The following is an 18,272-nucleotide window of genomic DNA, read 5'->3' on the forward strand; positions in this document are numbered from 1 at the left end:
AAGCAAGTAGTCTAACGCGTGGGGATGACAATTGTATCACAGAAAATACAACGCCTCCGAATTGGATGTCTAGTACTTGGTAGTAGCGGTGTATTATTCATTGGTAATAGTTTTAGAGGGTCAAGAAAGCTTTGTTTAAAGTTAGTATCTCCCTCTAAAACTTTTTATAATTTTTAAACACACACAATTATCTATAGGTGCAGAGAAAAACGTATTATCATCTTAACGAACATATTTACATTGCACAATTTCAAGAGGAGCTCATTCTATTGGATGCAAAGCAAGATAAATACATTATTTGCTCTCAGAAATTTAAAGAATTGTTACTGAGCATTGTTGAAGACAGCCATTTACAAGTTGGGAAAGACCTCGTTTTGTCTCCTGATTTCCGAGACTTACCTCAAGATATTGGCAATCTGCAAAAGCTCGTTGATAATGGCCTCCTGCAAAAAAAAGATACTATTTATCCTTACTATATTGATTTAAAGATTAAATCTAATGGGGTTTCAAATGTGGATTGGAGTTTGCCTTTAGACCAGAAAGAATCCCCACTGAACAATCAAGTATTGAAAGCTCTTATAGCGCTCATTAAAATTAACCTTTATGTAAAAATTGGAGGTTTTTACTCAGCAATCCAACTAATTAAAAAATCTAGAAAACTTGACTCAAATTATATAATCCCGAAAGAAGAGGAACTTACAAACCTTGCTAATATAATAAATAAGGCTTGTTTTATTTATCCAACACGTACAAAATGCTTAGAATGGGCCATGACATTTGTTTTGTTGGCTTTACATCGGGGATGGAAATGTAACCTTGAAATAGGAGTGCAAAATTATCCTTTCTTTGCGCATGCATGGGTAGAGTGTGATGAAAAGGTTGTCATGGATTCGCAAGACTTAAGGGAAGGACTAGCCATTATTGTGAATGAACCATTTAGAAAGTTAAAGATATGATTTACGCAGGTATTATTCACTTTAATAATGTACCTGATAAAGGTCACGAATTGAGTACTAGTCTTGAATCGTATACCCATAAAACTCCCTCAATTATACGAAAAAAATCTCTTACGCTTTGCTACGGTAAGTTATCATATCTTAATGATATGGACGATGTTTGGGAGAGTAGTACCTCTGTTTTGATGGGACGTATTTTTGATAAAACACATTACTGTTCCTTTAAGAAAGAAGATTTTAAAAACTTGTCCCTCATAAATAAGGAGCGGATTTTAGAAAGGTTATGGGGCAAGTATGTTTACATCTATATTGATGAACAAGCATCTCAATTCAAAATTTGTATAGATCCTACTGGTCAATTACCACTTTTCTATTATTTTTTTCCTGATGGCAATATTCTATTTTCTTCCGATATAGAACTTATTTTTAAAATTCTTTCTCGAAAAACGGAGTATAACTGGACTTACCTAAATTCTTACCTTCTCTATGGAAATAGCAGTGCCATTCAAACCCCCTTTCAAGATATTTATGAGATTCCTCCAGGTTGTTGTCTAAAAGCCAACCAAAAAGAACATAAAACGGAACCATACTGGGATCCTCTATATTCTTATAAAAAATCAGCCCCTCAAGATAAAGATGCTGTAAATATCCTAAAAACAACTTTAAGGCCATGGGTTGAGCCCTATAAGCATATATGCGTTAGTCTTTCGGGTGGTCTCGATTCTTCTTCCCTAGCCTATTGTCTTAAGGAGGTAAAAAAAGAAGATCAAGTTTTAAGCGCTGTAAATGTTTTTCATGCATCTATTAAATCCTCTAATGAGCTCCCATATGCCCGTAAAGTTTGTCAAGAAACAGGTATTAACCTTACAGAAGTTGATATGTCCGATTCTCTTCCCTTTGATCCACCTCATAAAAAACAACTCATAAACCTTAATAAACCATTTCATGGGTTATTATGTCTGAGAGAATTAGAAGTTATGTTTGATCAAATTCCTACAAATAATTCTTCTATTATACTTAGTGGACATGGTAGTGATCACATATTTATGCGCTCTTTCCCTGCAAAAGCTTTATCAGATTATATTCTTGAAAAAGGTCTAAAAGGATCGAGAAAGCCGCTAAAAAATATTACTCATTTCTATAGAGAGACACTTTTCTCTATTCTTAAAGAGAATGCAAAAAGTTTAAGTTCTTACTACTTTTCAGGCCGTTTACCAAAAAGGCATCCTAAAAATAGTAGAGAATTGCCGCCTGCTTGGGTCAAGCAAGAATCACGTCAACAATCCTATCCTGTCTTTATGCACCCTATTTATGAAGAGCTACCCTCCAAAATACTGCCTGGGAAGTACAAACAGCTCGATGCTGTTTATGAGGGAATTGCTTCTATTCATATAGAGATGAATCCTATTAATCCATTGTTTTACCCATTCCTTTATGAGCCTGTAGTTGAATTTGCTCTTTCCTTACCAACTTATACGCTGTTTGATAATGGATATGACCGCTACCCTCTACGAAAAGCCGTCAGTGATCACTTTCAAACAGAGACGGTATGGAGGCGAGATAAAGGCCAAACAACTGGCTTATTCCAGAAAGGTATTAAAAAAAATTTAGAGTCTATTCTGGATATCTGCCTAGATGGAAAATTTGCTAAACAAGGCCTTATTAATAAAGATGAGCTCTATAAGACAATTGTACTAATTAGTAATGGGGATACTAAGCACATGTGGTATTTTATGAACATATTCTCTATTGAAATGTTTCTTAGACATTGGGAGGAAATAAACTTTGAGCAAAATAGAAAATTATAAACTATACAAGAATTACATTTCGGAGATTCTTATTTCTACCTTTAAGGATAAAAAAATTTGTTTTAGTTTTACTATTGCTATTCTAGGCTTATGTCTTGAGGTTCTTTTAAGTTTATCTATTCCTATTGTTTTTAAAAAAGTCGTAGAATCCTTCTCATCAAGCAGCCCTTCATTTATTACGTTAATCTTATTGAGTTATAGTACGATGTGGGTGTTTAGCCAAGCTTCTATTCAACTGCGAACTTTAGTAACTTACAAGGTAGAGCAACGCATTACTTTTACTTTAGGGGTAAAAGTGTTATCTCACTTGTATGGGCTATCTCACAACTATTTTCTGAATCAAAAAACAGGAGTAATAACCAGTATTATTCAGAGAGCCCAACAAGATGTACCTAGTATTATTCTCGGGTTATTCCTGCATGTTCTTCCAACAATTCTTCAATTTACATGTACTCTTGTAGTAATTGCCACACTTTACCCACTTACATATAGTTTTTTAATGTCGGTTATCTTGATGGCAATCTTTATATACAACAGTTTCTTCACGAAAAGAATATCAAAAGCTCGTGAAAGAGCCAATGAAACTAATAAGAATGCTAGTGGCATTATTACAGATTGGCTTTTAAACCATGAAGCCATTAATGTTTTTGGAAACAAAGAGTTAGCCATTCATACTTGTGGGACAGAGCTAAAAAAACGAGAAGTTGCTGAGGTAGAATTTATGTCAAAGTATACGCTTTATCATCTAGGACAAACTTTAATTCTAGGTCTCGGACTAACTTCTTTTACCTACCTCATTGGACAAGGTATTTTAAAAGGTTCATTGACTGCTGGGGATTTTATTTTATTCAATGGGTACATCTTACAATTCCTTGTACCTATTGGCATTTTAGGTAGGGTGACACAGAATATCAAAAAAGCTCTTATTGATATGAGAGGGGTATTAGATTTGCTATTAACAAAGAGCGAAATTACTGAAGCTCCTCAGCCTGCTATTTTATTGGATTCTTGCTTTCAAATTCATTTTGAGAATGTATATTTTAAATATGAGAATAGAAATGTCTTAGAAGATATTTCATTTAAAATAGAGTCAGGTACAACTGTTCTAATCGTAGGGCGGTCAGGAATAGGAAAATCTACTATAGCAAAATTAATGCTGAGATTATTTGATCCAACAGAAGGTCAAATATATATTAACCAGATAAATATTAAGCTTCTTTCCTTAAAGTGGTTACGTGAGACGATAAGTTGGGTCCCCCAGGAAACTTACTTATTGAATGATACTATTAAGAATAACCTCCTTTTTGTGCACCCAGAAGCTACCTTCAATGAAATTGAAGAAGCATTAGAGCAGGCCTGCCTTCTTAATCATGTCAAAAGCTTACCGCAAGGCCTTGACACAGTTGTAGGTGATCGAGGCTTAAAATTATCTGGGGGAGAAAAACAACGGCTTTCTCTTGCTCGTCTTTTTATTAAGAAACCTAAAATTTGTATCCTAGATGAATATACTTCTGCTTTAGATAAAGATACAGAATCTATTATCCAGACTAATATTGAAAAATATATTCCTAATATGACTAAAATAATTATTACACATCGCCCTATCTTAAATATGAAGGTTGATCAAGTCATAAGTCTATCTTACGCTGGAATAGCTTTAGACTAAAAAAATTTTTGTAAATGCCTCCGCACTGCTTGGTTAAGACAAAACGGCCGTTTTTTTAAGAATGTTCTTGCATCAAAATAAAATAGCAAGATCAACCTTTACATTGACCTTGCTAGACAAAGAAAGCACAACCGGAGATCTTACTCCTTGCTGCACTACATAAATCTAATACCGAGTATTCGCTAATTCTAATGGTTAACTAAATTTCCTTTCTTGTTGTATTTATTCAAAGCATAATATACCTATAAAAGCTAGCCCTAGATATTTGTAAGGTTTTACAGATATCCTGAATTCTCATAGCATGGTCTAAGTGCATTTTCTTAGCCATTGATACTTTTGGATGGTTATTTCCCATTTTTTCACGTCCTCCTTGTTTCCCTCTAGCTCTAGCAGTTGCAAGGCCCGCCATAGTTCTTTCCTATATAAGTCGGCACTCTAAAATAGAGCCACATCAGAGAATGAAATTTAAAGCACGTTAAAGGAGTTGGTTACATTTTTTTACTGTCAGGATAGAGTACACTCTAACCTGATGTCAAGTTTTATCTATATAACCTAAGTTGCTAGTAATAGATAAGGCAAAGAGTAAAAAACCTCCGATCTTGTTTTTGTCTTAAACCAATAAATCGGAGGTCATTATGATTGAAAAATCAATAGCAATATACTCATTTATTGATACTTTACTCAAGTATTTACATCATCAAGAAGATAAAAAAAGGAAGTTGTCGGATGCAGAAGTACTCACAACAGCTATCATCTCAGCCTTATACTTTGGCGGACATCTTGACAAAGCTCGATCGTTTATGCATTCCACTAAGCTTATCCCTAACATGCTCGATAAAAGTAGGTACAATCGCCGCTTGCATGCTATAGGAGAAGAGATAACTTCGCTCTTTTTAGAAATAGGCACTTTAATCAAGCAAGTAGCCACTTGTAAGGACTTTGTATTGGATTCATTTCCTGTGCCTGTGTGCGATAACATACGTATTAGCAGATGTAAACTATTACAAAGTGAAGCTTACAGAGGCTACAAAGCCTCTATGCGCCGTTACTTTTATGGCATTAAAGTGCAGCTTATTACTACTGATTGTGGTATTCCGGTCGAATTCTCAATAGTAGCTGGCAGCCAAGCGGATGTAAAAGGATTGCACCAACTGCCCTTTTCTATGCCTGCTGGTAGTGCACTTTATGCTGACTCGGCTTATACTAACTACCATCTAGAAGATATGTTGGCTGATGATAGGATTGAGCTTTATTCTCAGCGTAAATCTAATGCTCATCGAAAGGATACACCTTCTCTGGCTTATCTCAAAGAGCGCATGCGAAAAGTGATAGAGACCAGCATTAGTGGCATTAAAGGCCTTTTCTTAAAGAAGATTCATGCTGTTATCTTCCAAGGCTTTCTGATCAAAATACTCTTGTTCTTGCTAGCTTTTCAAATCAACAAAGCTTTTCTTATCTAGCAACTTAGGTTATATATTTGTCAAAATAAAGTTGTATTTTGATTTCATTGACACTTCTTCAGGAAGGTCATAGATTATTTCCTGACACTTTAATAAAATTTTAGGCCCTGTTGCAAATAGAAAAGGGAAGTAAGTTTGTGAGGTGGAGAACCAATTATTGGATAGCTTAAATAGCTAATAAATTATGGGTAATGATATTAATTTCTCCAAAGATACCCTGGCCATATTTCCATAAATTGAAGCGTCCCTTTTTAAACATGCGCATTATCTCAAAGCCTTTTATGGTAGCAAAAGCAGTTTTCATCGATTTGAAGCCTAAGGTTGGGTTAATCAATCTTTTAAGCTTGCCATGGTCTGATTCTATTAGATTATTAAGATACTTAACTTGTCGGTGTTCTAAATCTGGTAGGCATTTACCTGCTAGCTTTAATTGATTGATAGCTTTACCGTAAGCAGGATTCTTATCGGTATTAATAGTTTTAGGTCTAGCATAACTAGGGATAGAATTCAGTGCTTTAGTTAAAAATCTCTTGGCCGCATTAGCATTTCTAGTGGTCGATAAATAGAAATCTATGGTATTACCTGCTTTATCTATAGCCCGATAGAGATATACCCATTTACCCTTCACTTTAACATACGTCTCATCTACATGCCAGCTATAGCCAAGAGTAGGTTTCCAGTACCATTTGAGTTTATCTAATATCTTGGGAGCGTAAAACTGAACCCACCTATAAATTGTCGAATGATCTACTTCTACCCCTCTTTCCAAGAGCATTTCTTCCAGATCACGATAGCTTACTCCGTACTTGCAGTACCATCTTACTGCCCATATAATTATATCGTATTTGAAATGGCGTCTCTTAAAGATATTCATAGGTCTGGAGTTCTTCTTCGAATTATTCCAATTTAATCCAATTGTTCCCTTTTTGCAACAGAGCCCTTCTAATTGTGCAAGGAGCATATATATAATATTTTTCTCCGTCGCAGACATATCATATCGGGCCTCTGTGATAGCATTATGCTGCTTGATCGTAATAGCGTGTTCTTGTCCTTTCGTAATTACTTTATTATCCATAGTGTAAAATTATCACTATTTTCCTTCATTATTCAAATCTTCTTGCTTTGTATAGATCCTATTTCTAAGTTTATTGCCTAAAGTTTGTACCTTTTCTTGCTCACTACTTTTTATATGAGGAGAGCCAAACGCTGTATAAAAACTCTTTATAACATAGTTCGCTTTATTTGGTTCATCATTTTCTTCAAGTTCTTTAGAAACTTTCTCTAAAAATATTTTTATTTCATCCAGAGGTACTTGAATGAGAAGAGCTTGAATATCCGCATAACTTACACCAAATTTTTTTAATGTGTCAAAACAAAATGCATATGATGGATCTATCTCTTTTACTAAACTTGCCTCTTTTGGATCCGCATCGGTTGGTTCTTTTTTTGAAATAGAATTTACTTTATAGTTTCGCCTTACTCTTATACCTGTATACCGATATAGCAGGTCTTCAAAATGGGGTGTAATTGTTGTTTTATTTTTTCTTTGTGTAACGGAATTATAAAAGTCATCGATCTCTGATTCTAATTCTTTAGTAGGAATATTATCTACAACTAAAGCAGCTAATTCTTTACTAAGCGCTAACTCTTTTAACCGCTTATAAAGCCGATATTGTTCTGGAGGAAATTTTTTAAACCCCTTTTCTTTTTTAAAAGTAGTTTTTTGTAATTGCTCGGATTCTTTTTTAAGAACTTCATTGGATATACTTAGATTTGATGCAGGAACAATAGGCTTTTTGATGGCTGGTTTGTAAGAGATTTTGAATTCTAAATCTGTGATCTTGCGCCCCTTCTTCTTCGCTATATATTCAAAATTCATGTTAGTATACTCAGCTAACTCTTGCTTAGCAACTTCTAAAACCTTACTAGCAAAGGAGCTAGAATTAATAAAAATGAGAGCTATTGCCTATTCTACTATGATAGATGTAGCTGAGAGAGAGTTTAATATACTTATTAGAAAAAAGTAAAATACCAAATCATAGAAACAATGAAAGATAAATTCAAGCACATAAAACTAGCCGAAGTATGTGCATGGTTTGGGATTAGTAGACAGGCGTATTACGAGCATATGTGGGAAGTAGAGACTACCTCTCAAAAGGAGACACTTATTATTGAGCAAATAAAAAAGATTAGAGGCGAGCATCCTAGTATGGGAGGACGTAAATTACATCTTAAGCTGCAAGATTTTATAGAATTGCACCATATTAAATTAGGAAGAGATAAATTATTTGACTTATTAGCTAGGCATTATTTATTGGTTAGAAAAAGGAAAAGGCATATAAAAACTACCCAATCGCTGCATCGTTTTAAAAAGTGTCCTAACCAGATCAAAGGATTTTGTCCGAGCAGTGTTAATCAGTTATGGGTGAGTGATATTACTTATTGGGAGGTAGAAGGCAAATGCTGGTATATTAGCTTGGTAACCGATGCTTATTCTCACAAGATAGTAGGCTATCACCTTGGAGAGAGCTTACAGACTAAAGAAAGTATTCAAGCTCTACGCATGGCTCTTTGCAGTCTCAAAGGTCCCCAGAGCCATGCTAAACTGATTTATCATATCGACAGGGTGACACAATATTGTAGCACATCTTATGTAAAGCTACTGGAAAGCTGCCAGATACAAATTAGCATGACAAGTAGTGGTGCTCCACTGGAGAATGCTATAGCTGAACGTGTCAATGGAATTATCAAAGAGGAGTATCTGGCTTATTGCTATGTATGCTCTATACAAGAGGTAAAACAAGCTTTAGTGAAGGCTGTGGAGTTATATAACTATAGTAGACCGCATATGAGTATTGGCAATCTTACACCCAGCCAAATCCACCATGCTAAAGCAACTATTAAAACTGAAAAGTTATGGAAAAATTACTATCAAAAAAATCTTGCTCTTGTAAACTCATTGCAGGACTAAATGTGAAGTGTAAATTTATATTAGTATTTATTTAATAATCTGTAACTTTTTTTAGGACGAGACACCCGGCAAAAAAGCCTTCGACGCCCAGGTCGCCGTTTGCACGGCTCTTTGCTGGACGGGCTCGTTCACTCTCGCAGTCGGCTCACCTTAAAATAAAGAAGTGCCTCAAGTTAAGCTTTCAAACCCTCCACCACCACGCAAAAGCCATGTCAAGGATTTCTATATGCCTAGCTGCTTAAAAAATCTCTACCTTTACTATGTGCAGGTAGTATTTTACAATACCTAAAATCCTTGGCATGGCTCCTTTGGAAAGCTTTCAAACCAATCTCTTTTTTCTTTTTGCCAGGTTTTCTGATTTTTCTGTTTCTTTTTCTCAAATAAATCTAAACAGCCCTATTACTAATTGCCTTGCAATCCAATTCTAAATTTTTAAAATTTTTGCTCTTATCTATTGATTTTTTAAGATAAAATATATAGCTCTAGAACATGCCTAGTTGCCTATTTTTTAATATTAGTTATAACCTTTTTAAACATGAAGCCATGTATAATACTAATAAAAGAATTATAGCAGTGATCCTACTTTGTAGCCAACTATTAACAACAACTAGTTGCCAGTGGTAATTTCAATGTTCCTACCCAGCAAGAACTAGCTCAAGAGCATAAGCAAGTAGAAAAGAAACATCGTAAAAAGGTAAAAAATGAACAAACTTACGTAATAGGTCAAGAAGTAGTTAAAATAGGGAGTAATTCGTACATTTCAAGAGAAAATAAATAATTTTGCCCAGAAGATGCTTGGTGCAGAACGAGCTAATATTATGTATAAATATGTAAGGTCAGCAGCATTTTTTACAATAACTTTGAAAATGTTAAAATAGAATAGCATATTCTCCACCAGATAGTTGATAAGTTATTGGTAGCTATACCTATAATTATAATAGTATAATAATTGATATGGAAATTTTAAATGAACCTAGCTCAACGTACCACCAGCCTGTATTGTTGGAAGAAAGCTTACAAGGACTTGCTATACAACCTGATGGTATTTACATAGATACAACTTTTGGAGGAGGAGGCCATGCTAAAGCTATTTTAGCCCAGCTAAAAAGAGGTAAACTATTTGCTTTTGATCAGGATGAAGATGCTGAGTCAATAGCCAGCACTTGGCATGATCCTAACTTTACCTTTATACGAGCAAATTCTAGGTTTATACAACGTTTTTTAGCATACCACCAAATAGAAAAAATAGATGGTTTGATAGCAGATTTAGGTGTCTCTTCCTATCAAATTGATACGGCTCTTCGAGGATTTTCTACTCGTTCGGAAGGTCCATTAGATATGCGTATGGACCAGTCAAGCAGTCTTACAGCTAGCCAAATAGTTAACACCTATTCTTTTGAAGCACTAACGCAGCTGTTTAGGACATATGGAGAGTTGCACTCGGCACCTGCATTAGCTAAGGCTTTGATAGCAGCTAGGACCAAGCATCCTATAGAAACTACTCAGTCGCTTAAAGAAATTGCGTTGCCTTTTTCTCCTCCCCGTAAAAGTGCCAAATTTTTAGCACAAGTATTCCAAGCTTTACGTATTGAAGTAAATGATGAGCTAGGTGCTTTAAAATCTTTACTTGAGCAGAGTTTGCAGTTGCTTAAACCAGGAGGTAGGTTAGTAATTATATCCTACCATTCTTTAGAGGATCGGTTAGTAAAAAGATTTATTAAAACAGGAAACTTTGAAGGTGAATTAGACAAAGATATGTATGGCAATCCATTACAGCCATTTGTTCCTGTTTATAAAAAGGCTATTGTTCCTACTGAAGAAGAATTAGTAATCAATTCTAGGTCACGAAGCGCTAAGCTTAGGGTAGGGGAGCGTACAGCATTGTAAGGTTGTTAAAAAAGGTTATTGCATAGAGTGTTTGTTTCTTAACTTCAGTAATTTTTTCTTTTGTACTACCAGCTAAGCTGATACTAAGGTTATATACTATTCACAAAAGCCTTTAGTTAAAAAGCAGTGTTAGTAGTGTATAAGGAGATTGCAAACACTTTAAAATACCTTAATTCTATATTAATCAATTATAATACAAATACTGATGTTTTTTATCCATAAGTTATGCTAAAAAGCATTTCTTTATATGGCTATAATATTATAAATCTTTGTTGATTAATGCTTTTTATATAGCCTTAAATGTTGTATAATATAATATGGAGTACCTTCTAAAACTTTATAAGATCTAAATGTAAACCTGTTTATATACGGCCAAACTATAAACTTCAAATAGTTTGACTATCAAATTTCAAACTGCCTTATGCTTTCCAAAAAAGTGCCTATTAAAAGGTCCTTATTTCCATTTTTACGGTTACTTCTTAGCCTGCTTGTATTATACAATATCATAGCCTGTGGCTGCGGAAAATCTCATAAGCATAATAAAAACAACAAAGGTGAACCAAACCAAGATATAGCTTCTACTAATCAAGACCGTGACAGGCGCTTAAATATGGAAGTATTTCCTATAAGGTTAGATGGGAATAATAAACAAGTCACAGCTACATTTATACTAACAGATAATGATAAGGTAGTAGATTTAAAACAATATAAATTAAGAGTAAAGTTAGTAGAAAGCGGCAGTACCATAAACTATAAAGATGGCAGCAATACACTAAGAATTATAACTGATAAAGTAGAAAAAAATTTAACTCATTTTTTTTCAATAGCCGAACTTAAGCCTAATGAAGCACCATTAAAACTCTCTTTTGATATTGTTCCTAGTACAGAAGCTACTTCTGTAAGTATAGTATTCAAGTTGTTCGATAAGGATAGTGCTAAGCTAAAAGAGTACCCTATTAGCTGGAACAAGGAAGCAGCAAGGTCCGGAGGATTAAAAATTAATAAGTTAGCCTATGAGCAAGCTAACAGTAGGGTTGTCTGTAGTATACAGAACAATAGCAAAGAATTGGTTAAGGATGTTCAATTGCGTTATACCAATATCAGCCAAGATACTATTGGTAAGACCGTTGTGCTGGACAACCAACAGGTAGGAGTTGTCAACTTTACAAGTATAGCTCCACAGGGTTTAACAGAAGACCAAATTTTGCCTATAGACTTTAAATCAGCTATTAAAGCTACATTTAGGTTTGAAGTGTTACATCAAGGCAAAGTAGTAGAAAATGCAGTGGAAGAAAAAGAATTTGATTATAAAGAAGCTCTGTTAAAGTTAGTAGCAGTTGGACCTACCTCATTAATTGGAAAAGATAAGACAATTCGGTTAAGGATAGAAAAGGAAGCTAGTAGTAGTAATATAGACGTTAGCAAGCTAGAATTAAGGCTCATACAGCATACAACAAGTGATGCATACCTAGACTATAATGGAAAAGCTAGTATAGTAGTACCAGGTAGTGAGTTAAATATTACAGGCGATAATATAATTCTTGTTATCCAACCCTCTACTGCTGTACAAGCATCATTTGAATTACACCTAGTGTACGCACCTCGTGTATTAGATAAACAACCATTTACATGGCGAATGGATGGCGCCCAAGCTAATAAGATGCTTTTGGAAGCTGCAGCAGCAGGTAACGAGAAAAAAATCGAGGAATTGTTACAAATTCCAGAGATTGATATAAATATTAAAAATGAGAATGAGGAAACTCCTTTGCATGAGGCTGCTAAAAGTAACAATTCAGCAGTTATTAAATTACTCTTAGACCAGGAAAATATTCAAGTAAATCACAAAGATAAACAAGGGTATACACCATTAAGTATCGCAGTTGAACAAAATAGCAGATTGGCTACTTTAGCCCTGTTGCAAGTAGAAGGAATTGATATAAATACAAAAAATAAATGGGGTAATAGCCCTCTTCATTTAGCAATTCAAAAAGATAACCAAGAATTAGTTGAAGATTTAATAGCTAAAGGAGCCAATGTAAACGCTACCAATAATTATGGTATTACCCCTTTGCACATAGCTACTAAAGTAGCTAATACAAGAAATGTCGCATTGTTGTTAGCCGAAGGAGCTAATATAAATAGGATGGATGAAAAGGGAAATACGTCTTTACATATAGCTGTTGAAAAAGGAAAAGAGCAAGTGCTAGAGCTACTATTAGCTACCAGAGCAAATGTAAAAATGATAGATAAACGTGGACTTACTCCACTACATAAAGCTGCTTTAGCAAGCAATAAATTAGCAATCCAAGCATTATTAGCTAGAAAAGCAGAGGTAAATGCTGAGGATATGCATGGTAATACTCCTCTTCATAAAGCAGTTGAAAAAGGAGATAAAGAAGCTATACAAGCTTTATTAGCAGTAAAAGAGATTAAATTATATGCAAAAGATAATGATGGTAATACTCCATTACATATAGCAGTTTTAAAAGGCAATGAGGAAGCAGTTACAGCTTTATTAGATAAAGGTGTAAAGGTAAATGTTAAAGATAAATATAATAATATGCCTTTGCATATAGCCGCACAAAAAGGTAATGTGTCAATTATTAAAAAACTCATAAAAAAGAGAGAAGGTATAAATGCTAAAGATGCTATGGGTTACACGCCGTTACATATGGCTATCTATTATGATCATCCAGCAATTGTTGAATTGCTACTTAAAAAGCAAGCCAGGCGAGATATAAAGGATGCACAAGGAGAGACAGTAGTTGATCTGGTTCGGCGATCTACCAATGAGGAAATAAAAAGATTATTTGCTAAAAATAGGGAAGGCCTAAATGATAAAGATGCTATGGGTTACACGCCAGCTACTTATCATGATCATCCAGCAATTGACAAATTGTTACCTAAAAAGCAAGCTGATCGAAATATAAAGGATGAACAAGAAGAAACAGAAGTTGACCTGGTTTGGCGATCTGTCAATGAAGAAATGGAAGGATTATTTGGTATTACAACTCCTTAAAGTAGTGTTTTAAAGGTAATATAGTGATTTTAAATAGTAGTATGTTTTCTTTTCTTGCATAGGTTACTGCTAATTCAGATACTTTTTGCCCTAAAAAAACCATGTGTACGGATCACACGCAATAATATAGTTCCGTAATGGTATGTAAATAACTTCTGAATTAAAGTGATGGCTTATATGTACTTTAAAAAGCTTTTCGAATTTCTAAAGTTAAGTTTTAAAATTTATATAGCTAACTAAGGCGTGTCAACAATTAAAAAAGAGTATGTAAAATTAGATATAAGAGAGGAGAATAGTGTAGTAGAGGTATTATGATCTAATAATAATAGGTTTATATGCGAGGCTATGCACTAACAGACCAGCAATGGGAAAAGACAAAGGCCTTTTGCCAGACAGAGCAGAAACAGTAGTACCAACAGCTGATAATAGTTGAGGCAATGCTATACCGTTACCGCGCTGTTATATTTTGGCGTGATTTACCTGAAGGCTTTGGAGCTTTTAGAGTGGCTCATATACGTTACGCTAGATAGAGTAAAAAGGGTGTTTGGCAAAAAGTATTTGAGATTCTTTCACAAGAGAGCGATAATACATATCACATGCTTGATTCTACTATTGTTAAATTCCATCAGCAGCATAGCGGGGAAAAAGCCTTAACAAACAAGCGATCGGCCACAGTCGAGCAGGATTGAGCACAGAAATACATGTATTATGTGATGGAAAAGGAAGGCGTATTGCCTTTCACCTAACAGGTGGAGAGATACATGATTTGCAAGGAGCCGATATATTAGTGGAGAAAGTAAATGCATCTGCTTTATTGGCTGATAAGGATTATTATGCACAAAAGAGAGTCTTAGCTAGCTTACAAGAGAGCAATCGTGTAGTAGTCATACCATCTAAAACCAATCACAAAAACAAGGGATATTATGATAGATCTATCAATGGAGGTACTTAATAGATCATTACTTTGCTCACTTAAAGCAATATAGGGCTATAGTCACGTGCTATAATAGGCTAGCGATCAACTTTTCAGGTGGTATTTATTTGGATGCTTCTTCTTTGTGGACTATTTGTTGACACGCCCTAGGTAGATATAAATTACTCTGGGTATATTTTATTAACGTACTTGTATAAGTAAGTAATTAGCAAGATTTATTAGTTTTGCATTAAGCAGCAAATATATGTTGCTTATTAATGATCTATTCTAAACCACACAATGTTGAAGCAATTTAGTCTTAAAAAGCATGCATACTGCTTTTCTGTATTTCTTATTGGGTTATTAGGGGTGTTAAATCTTGTTTCTTGTGGTTGTGGTAATGATGATCTTCCTTCTCAATCAAAAAAACGAATTCCAACCCAACTTAAAAGGGAACAGCAAGATGATGGGGGACTAATCATGGATGTTCCTTCAACAAGCCTAGAGGGAATCGAAAAAATCACAGCAATTACATTTAAATTAAAAGGAGATAAAAAAGCAATATTAGCAAACTATACAATAGCTATAACCTCTGTATACTCAACTAATTCCATAGTACAAAAGAAGCTTTATGAAACAAAAACCGTTGCAGATTTTTGTTTAGCTACAGAACTTACACCTAGCCAAAACATATTAAAAATTCCATATAAAGTTGTTGAAGATGATAAAAAATTTGACCTTGTTACTGTAGAATTTAAATTGACAGATAACAAAGGGAGTGTTCCTACCACACGCAATGTTACTTGGAAAAAGGGAGTAGTTCCAGAAGTTCAGTTAAAGCTTGCTAAGTTGGTTTACAACCAAGCTAATGGCACCATCATATTTAATATTCAAAATAGTACTGCTGTATTAGTAAAAGATGTCCAGTTACGTTATACAAACATTAGTACGGATGATGCTGAAAAAACTGTTGCACTTAATGGTCAGCAGGCAGGTATTATCAATATTAATAATATTAATGCAGGAAGTCCAACAGAGGACTATGTTTTATCGATAGATTTTAAGTTAGCAACCAAGGCTAAATTTAAATTTGAAGTTTTATATCAAGGTAATCCTGTGAAAGATGCGACAATTGAGCAATATTTTGATGACAAACCACCTGTATTAAAACTCATACCATTGCATCGTACTGCATCCGATAAAAAAATTCAATTCAAAATAGAAAAAGAGGCTAATAGTGGTAATATAGATCTTAGCAAATTGAAGTTGTTGATAACTGAGACCACAGGTAGCAGTGCAGAAGTTTATTATAATGGTAAGGGAATTACAGAAATAATCGGGATTAATTCAGGAAATATAGGAGATAATATAACGTTTATTATTCACGCTAAAGAAGCTGTGGAAGCATCCTTTGCATTACAACTTGTATATGATATAAGTAAGATAGGTATTGCACAAACATTTAGTTGGGAAATTGATGCTAACGAAGCTACCGAAGCACTTTTTAAAGCTATTGATTTAAGGGATGAAGCATCCGTTGCTGCACTGCTAGCGAAGGGAGCGAATGTAAATGCTGTAGATCATGAATCTGAGACTCCACTTCATTTAGCAGTAATAAACGGAACTAAAAAAATCGTTGAAACACTCGTATCCAAAGGTGCGGACGTAAATGCTAGAGATAATTATGGAAATACTCCACTTCACTTTGCTGTGGGAGCTGTGGGAAGAGGAAATAAAGAATTGATCGAGGTACTTGTAGCTAAAGGCGCGAATATAAATGCTGAAAATAATGATGGAGATACTCCACTTTACCAAGCGATTGTAATTGGAAATCAAGCAGTCATTGAAGTGCTGCTAGCGGCGGAAGCCCTTAGTGTAAATGCTACAGATGATATTGGTAATACTCCACTACACTACGCCGCTTTAGTAGGTAGTAAAATAACGATTGAAAAATTAGTAGCCAAAGAGGCAAATGTAAATGTTAAAAATAATGATGGAGATACTCCTCTACATCTAGCAGCTGCTATAGGAGGAAAAGGAAATAAAATAGCCGCCACTGCGGCACTCATAGCCAAAGGAGCGGATATAAATGCTACAGATAAAAATGGTAATACTCCTCTATCCATAGCAATGCAGGAAGGCAATCAAGCAGTCATTGAAATGCTCTTAGCAGCGGAAAATATTAATGTAAATTTTAAAGATGGCTCGGGTGATACGTTACTTCATAGTGCTCTTAAGCGGGGTAATGAGGAAGCATTTAAGGGATTAATAGCCAAGGGAGCGGATGTAAATAGTCCAGATAAGGATGGTAAAACTCCTCTTCTTGTAGCTATTGAAGAATATAAACAATCTTTTATTTCTATACTGCTACAAGCAGGAAATATCAATGTAGATGCTAAAGATAGTCTTGGTAATACGTTACTTCATATTGCCCTTAAGCAGGATAATGAGGAAGCATTTAAGAGGTTAATAGCTAAAGGAGTAGATCTAAATGCTAGAGATCTCTTTGGACATACTCCCTTGTGGTTAGCTATTTTGAAAAAAAATGAACGGGCTGTTTCAGCGTTGCTAGAAAGGGGAGATATTGATGTAAACGCTGTGAATAATAATTATGAACGTTTTACCCCTCTCCACTTAGCTATTTCGGAAGGAAATGAAGTGGCTATTTCAGCGTTGTTAGCAAGGCAAGATGTTGATATAAATGCTCAAGATAACCAACATTGTACTCCTCTACACCTTGCTGCCAAAAAAGTTAATCTAATAGTTATGGAGAAATTAATAGCCAAAGGGGCGGATATAAATGCGAAAGATGAACATGGTATTTCGCCGTTGTATATAGCTGTTAGCCAAGGAAATGAAACAGTTACTAGAATGCTACTCACTAAAAATGCGGATGTAAATGTTAAAAGTGTATATTTCGGGGATACTCCCCTGCACATAGCTATTCGAGGCGAGTATCCAGAAATTGTTAAATTATTACTTGATAACGGGGCTCAACTTAATATAATCGATCAGGAACGCAAAACTCCATTTGATTTAGCTAAAGAATCTACAAATAAAAAAATAAAAGAGTTGTTTGAGTTTGTAAATCCTTAAAGTAGTATGCTTGAGCAAATGGAAGTCTATGGTGATTGAATAATAATGATTTTAGTCGTGAATAGCACTTTTTGTCTATGTAAGGCGGCTTTATCAAATAATCGTAGTATTTCGTTGAATTTCTAGATCCAAAGACAATGGGTCATTTGCAGGATTAATGATTTCTTTAAATTGATACAATGCCCCAAGTTTAAGATCTCACATAAGAATAATTACAAAGAAACCATTGTTCAAAGAGCTATATAGTTTTAGTCTCCCAATTTTTGCTATTTTTGAGAATGAAGCGTAATTGAGAGGTATTTATTCTTTAGAACGTAATTGTACGCAAATCAATAGACCTACTGCGAAACAGAGAATCTATATAAAAGTTTAATTTTTGAGAGTTAAATTCACTATTTGTAAAAATTTAACCTGCGTTTCACATGCTTTAAATGCATATTTTCATTTCTTGTATTTTCTCAATTATGCAAAATGCACCTTTGCTTTTTTATAACAG

Annotated in this window: 12 protein-coding genes and 2 pseudogenes; 10 read left to right on the forward strand and 4 right to left on the reverse strand. The window is 34.6% G+C overall.

Translation table 11 applies throughout. The features are described from left to right. The first annotated feature begins 197 nt into the window (after window positions 1-197). Genes AASI_RS04610 through AASI_RS04620 form a run of 3 tightly spaced genes read left to right on the forward strand, consistent with a single transcriptional unit; the run spans window position 198 to window position 4,430 of the window. On the forward strand, window positions 198-956 hold the full coding sequence (locus AASI_RS04610) for a lasso peptide biosynthesis B2 protein (protein ID WP_012473030.1): 759 nt from the start codon (window positions 198-200) through the stop codon (window positions 954-956). Beyond that, entirely contained in the window at window positions 953-2,764 is a 1,812-nt protein-coding gene (locus AASI_RS04615) for an asparagine synthase-related protein (protein ID WP_012473031.1), read from the forward strand. Before AASI_RS04610 ends, AASI_RS04615 begins: the two co-directional genes overlap by 4 nt. Further along, window positions 2,742-4,430 (forward strand): ATP-binding cassette domain-containing protein, encoded by a 1,689-nt coding sequence (locus AASI_RS04620; protein ID WP_012473032.1) that lies wholly within the window; start codon window positions 2,742-2,744, stop codon window positions 4,428-4,430. Before AASI_RS04615 ends, AASI_RS04620 begins: the two co-directional genes overlap by 23 nt. A gap of 226 nt (window positions 4,431-4,656) precedes the next feature. Here AASI_RS04620 and AASI_RS04625 read toward each other — a convergent pair whose 3' ends face one another. Further along, the gene (locus AASI_RS04625; RefSeq protein WP_052290808.1) at window positions 4,657-4,839 is read right to left on the reverse strand and encodes a helix-turn-helix domain-containing protein; all 183 of its coding nucleotides are present in this window, start codon (window positions 4,837-4,839) and stop codon (window positions 4,657-4,659) included. Window positions 4,840-5,065: 226 nt separating this feature from the next. Between AASI_RS04625 and AASI_RS04630 the strand changes: the two genes are divergently transcribed. Continuing rightward, entirely contained in the window at window positions 5,066-5,890 is an 825-nt protein-coding gene (locus AASI_RS04630) for an IS982-like element ISCaa5 family transposase (protein WP_012473033.1), read from the forward strand. A 166-nt stretch (window positions 5,891-6,056) separates the two neighbouring features. Here the strand turns inward: AASI_RS04630 and AASI_RS04635 are convergent, their stop codons facing one another. The 3 genes and pseudogenes from AASI_RS04635 to AASI_RS04640 all read right to left on the reverse strand — a co-directional run bounded on the left by AASI_RS04635 (window position 6,057) and on the right by AASI_RS04640 (window position 7,769). After that, window positions 6,057-6,764 carry an IS6 family transposase gene (locus AASI_RS04635; RefSeq protein ID WP_012473027.1) on the reverse strand — a complete coding sequence of 236 codons (708 nt, stop codon included), beginning with the start codon at window positions 6,762-6,764 and terminating at the stop codon, window positions 6,057-6,059. Window positions 6,765-6,842: 78 nt separating this feature from the next. Further along, window positions 6,843-6,965 (reverse strand): annotated as a pseudogene (locus AASI_RS09340) (RepB family plasmid replication initiator protein); the annotation flags it as partial. Between the two features lie 15 nt (window positions 6,966-6,980). Continuing rightward, entirely contained in the window at window positions 6,981-7,769 is a 789-nt protein-coding gene (locus AASI_RS04640) for a hypothetical protein (protein WP_012473035.1), read from the reverse strand. On the opposite strand from AASI_RS04640, the gene AASI_RS09105 reads away from it, so the two are divergent. From AASI_RS09105 to AASI_RS04665, 6 genes and pseudogenes are all read left to right on the forward strand, one after another. Next, window positions 7,768-7,917, forward strand: coding sequence for a hypothetical protein (locus AASI_RS09105; RefSeq protein ID WP_012473036.1), 150 nt, complete (start codon window positions 7,768-7,770; stop codon window positions 7,915-7,917). The genes AASI_RS04640 and AASI_RS09105 overlap by 2 nt on opposite strands. 20 nt (window positions 7,918-7,937) lie before the next feature. Further along, entirely contained in the window at window positions 7,938-8,861 is a 924-nt protein-coding gene (locus tag AASI_RS04645; RefSeq protein ID WP_012473037.1) for an IS3 family transposase, read from the forward strand. A 954-nt stretch (window positions 8,862-9,815) separates the two neighbouring features. Continuing rightward, a complete protein-coding gene (rsmH, locus tag AASI_RS04650) occupies window positions 9,816-10,748 on the forward strand; it encodes a 16S rRNA (cytosine(1402)-N(4))-methyltransferase RsmH (RefSeq protein WP_012473039.1) in 933 nt (310 codons plus the stop codon). Window positions 10,749-11,169: 421 nt separating this feature from the next. Next, entirely contained in the window at window positions 11,170-13,767 is a 2,598-nt protein-coding gene (locus AASI_RS04655) for an ankyrin repeat domain-containing protein (protein ID WP_012473040.1), read from the forward strand. A 335-nt stretch (window positions 13,768-14,102) separates the two neighbouring features. Next, window positions 14,103-14,841 (forward strand): annotated as a pseudogene (locus tag AASI_RS08170) (IS5 family transposase). A 142-nt stretch (window positions 14,842-14,983) separates the two neighbouring features. Beyond that, the gene (locus tag AASI_RS04665; RefSeq protein WP_187146241.1) at window positions 14,984-17,776 is read left to right on the forward strand and encodes an ankyrin repeat domain-containing protein; all 2,793 of its coding nucleotides are present in this window, start codon (window positions 14,984-14,986) and stop codon (window positions 17,774-17,776) included. Window positions 17,777-18,272: the final 496 nt, after the last annotated feature.

The sequence above is a fragment of the Candidatus Amoebophilus asiaticus 5a2 genome, from assembly GCF_000020565.1.
GTDB classification, from domain to species: Bacteria; Bacteroidota; Bacteroidia; order Cytophagales; family Amoebophilaceae; genus Amoebophilus; species Amoebophilus asiaticus.

Coding starts and splice junctions, on each gene's coding strand:
- AASI_RS04635 (WP_012473027.1), bottom strand. CDS start 6,764: ATGAATATCTTTAAGAGACGCCATTTCAAATACGATATAATTATATGG.
- AASI_RS09105 (WP_012473036.1), top strand. CDS start 7,768: ATGTTAGTATACTCAGCTAACTCTTGCTTAGCAACTTCTAAAACCTTA.
- AASI_RS04615 (WP_012473031.1), top strand. CDS start 953: ATGATTTACGCAGGTATTATTCACTTTAATAATGTACCTGATAAAGGT.
- AASI_RS04625 (WP_052290808.1), bottom strand. CDS start 4,839: ATGGCGGGCCTTGCAACTGCTAGAGCTAGAGGGAAACAAGGAGGACGT.
- AASI_RS04630 (WP_012473033.1), top strand. CDS start 5,066: ATGATTGAAAAATCAATAGCAATATACTCATTTATTGATACTTTACTC.
- AASI_RS04655 (WP_012473040.1), top strand. CDS start 11,170: ATGCTTTCCAAAAAAGTGCCTATTAAAAGGTCCTTATTTCCATTTTTA.
- rsmH (WP_012473039.1), top strand. CDS start 9,816: ATGGAAATTTTAAATGAACCTAGCTCAACGTACCACCAGCCTGTATTG.
- AASI_RS04640 (WP_012473035.1), bottom strand. CDS start 7,769: ATGAATTTTGAATATATAGCGAAGAAGAAGGGGCGCAAGATCACAGAT.
- AASI_RS04645 (WP_012473037.1), top strand. CDS start 7,938: ATGAAAGATAAATTCAAGCACATAAAACTAGCCGAAGTATGTGCATGG.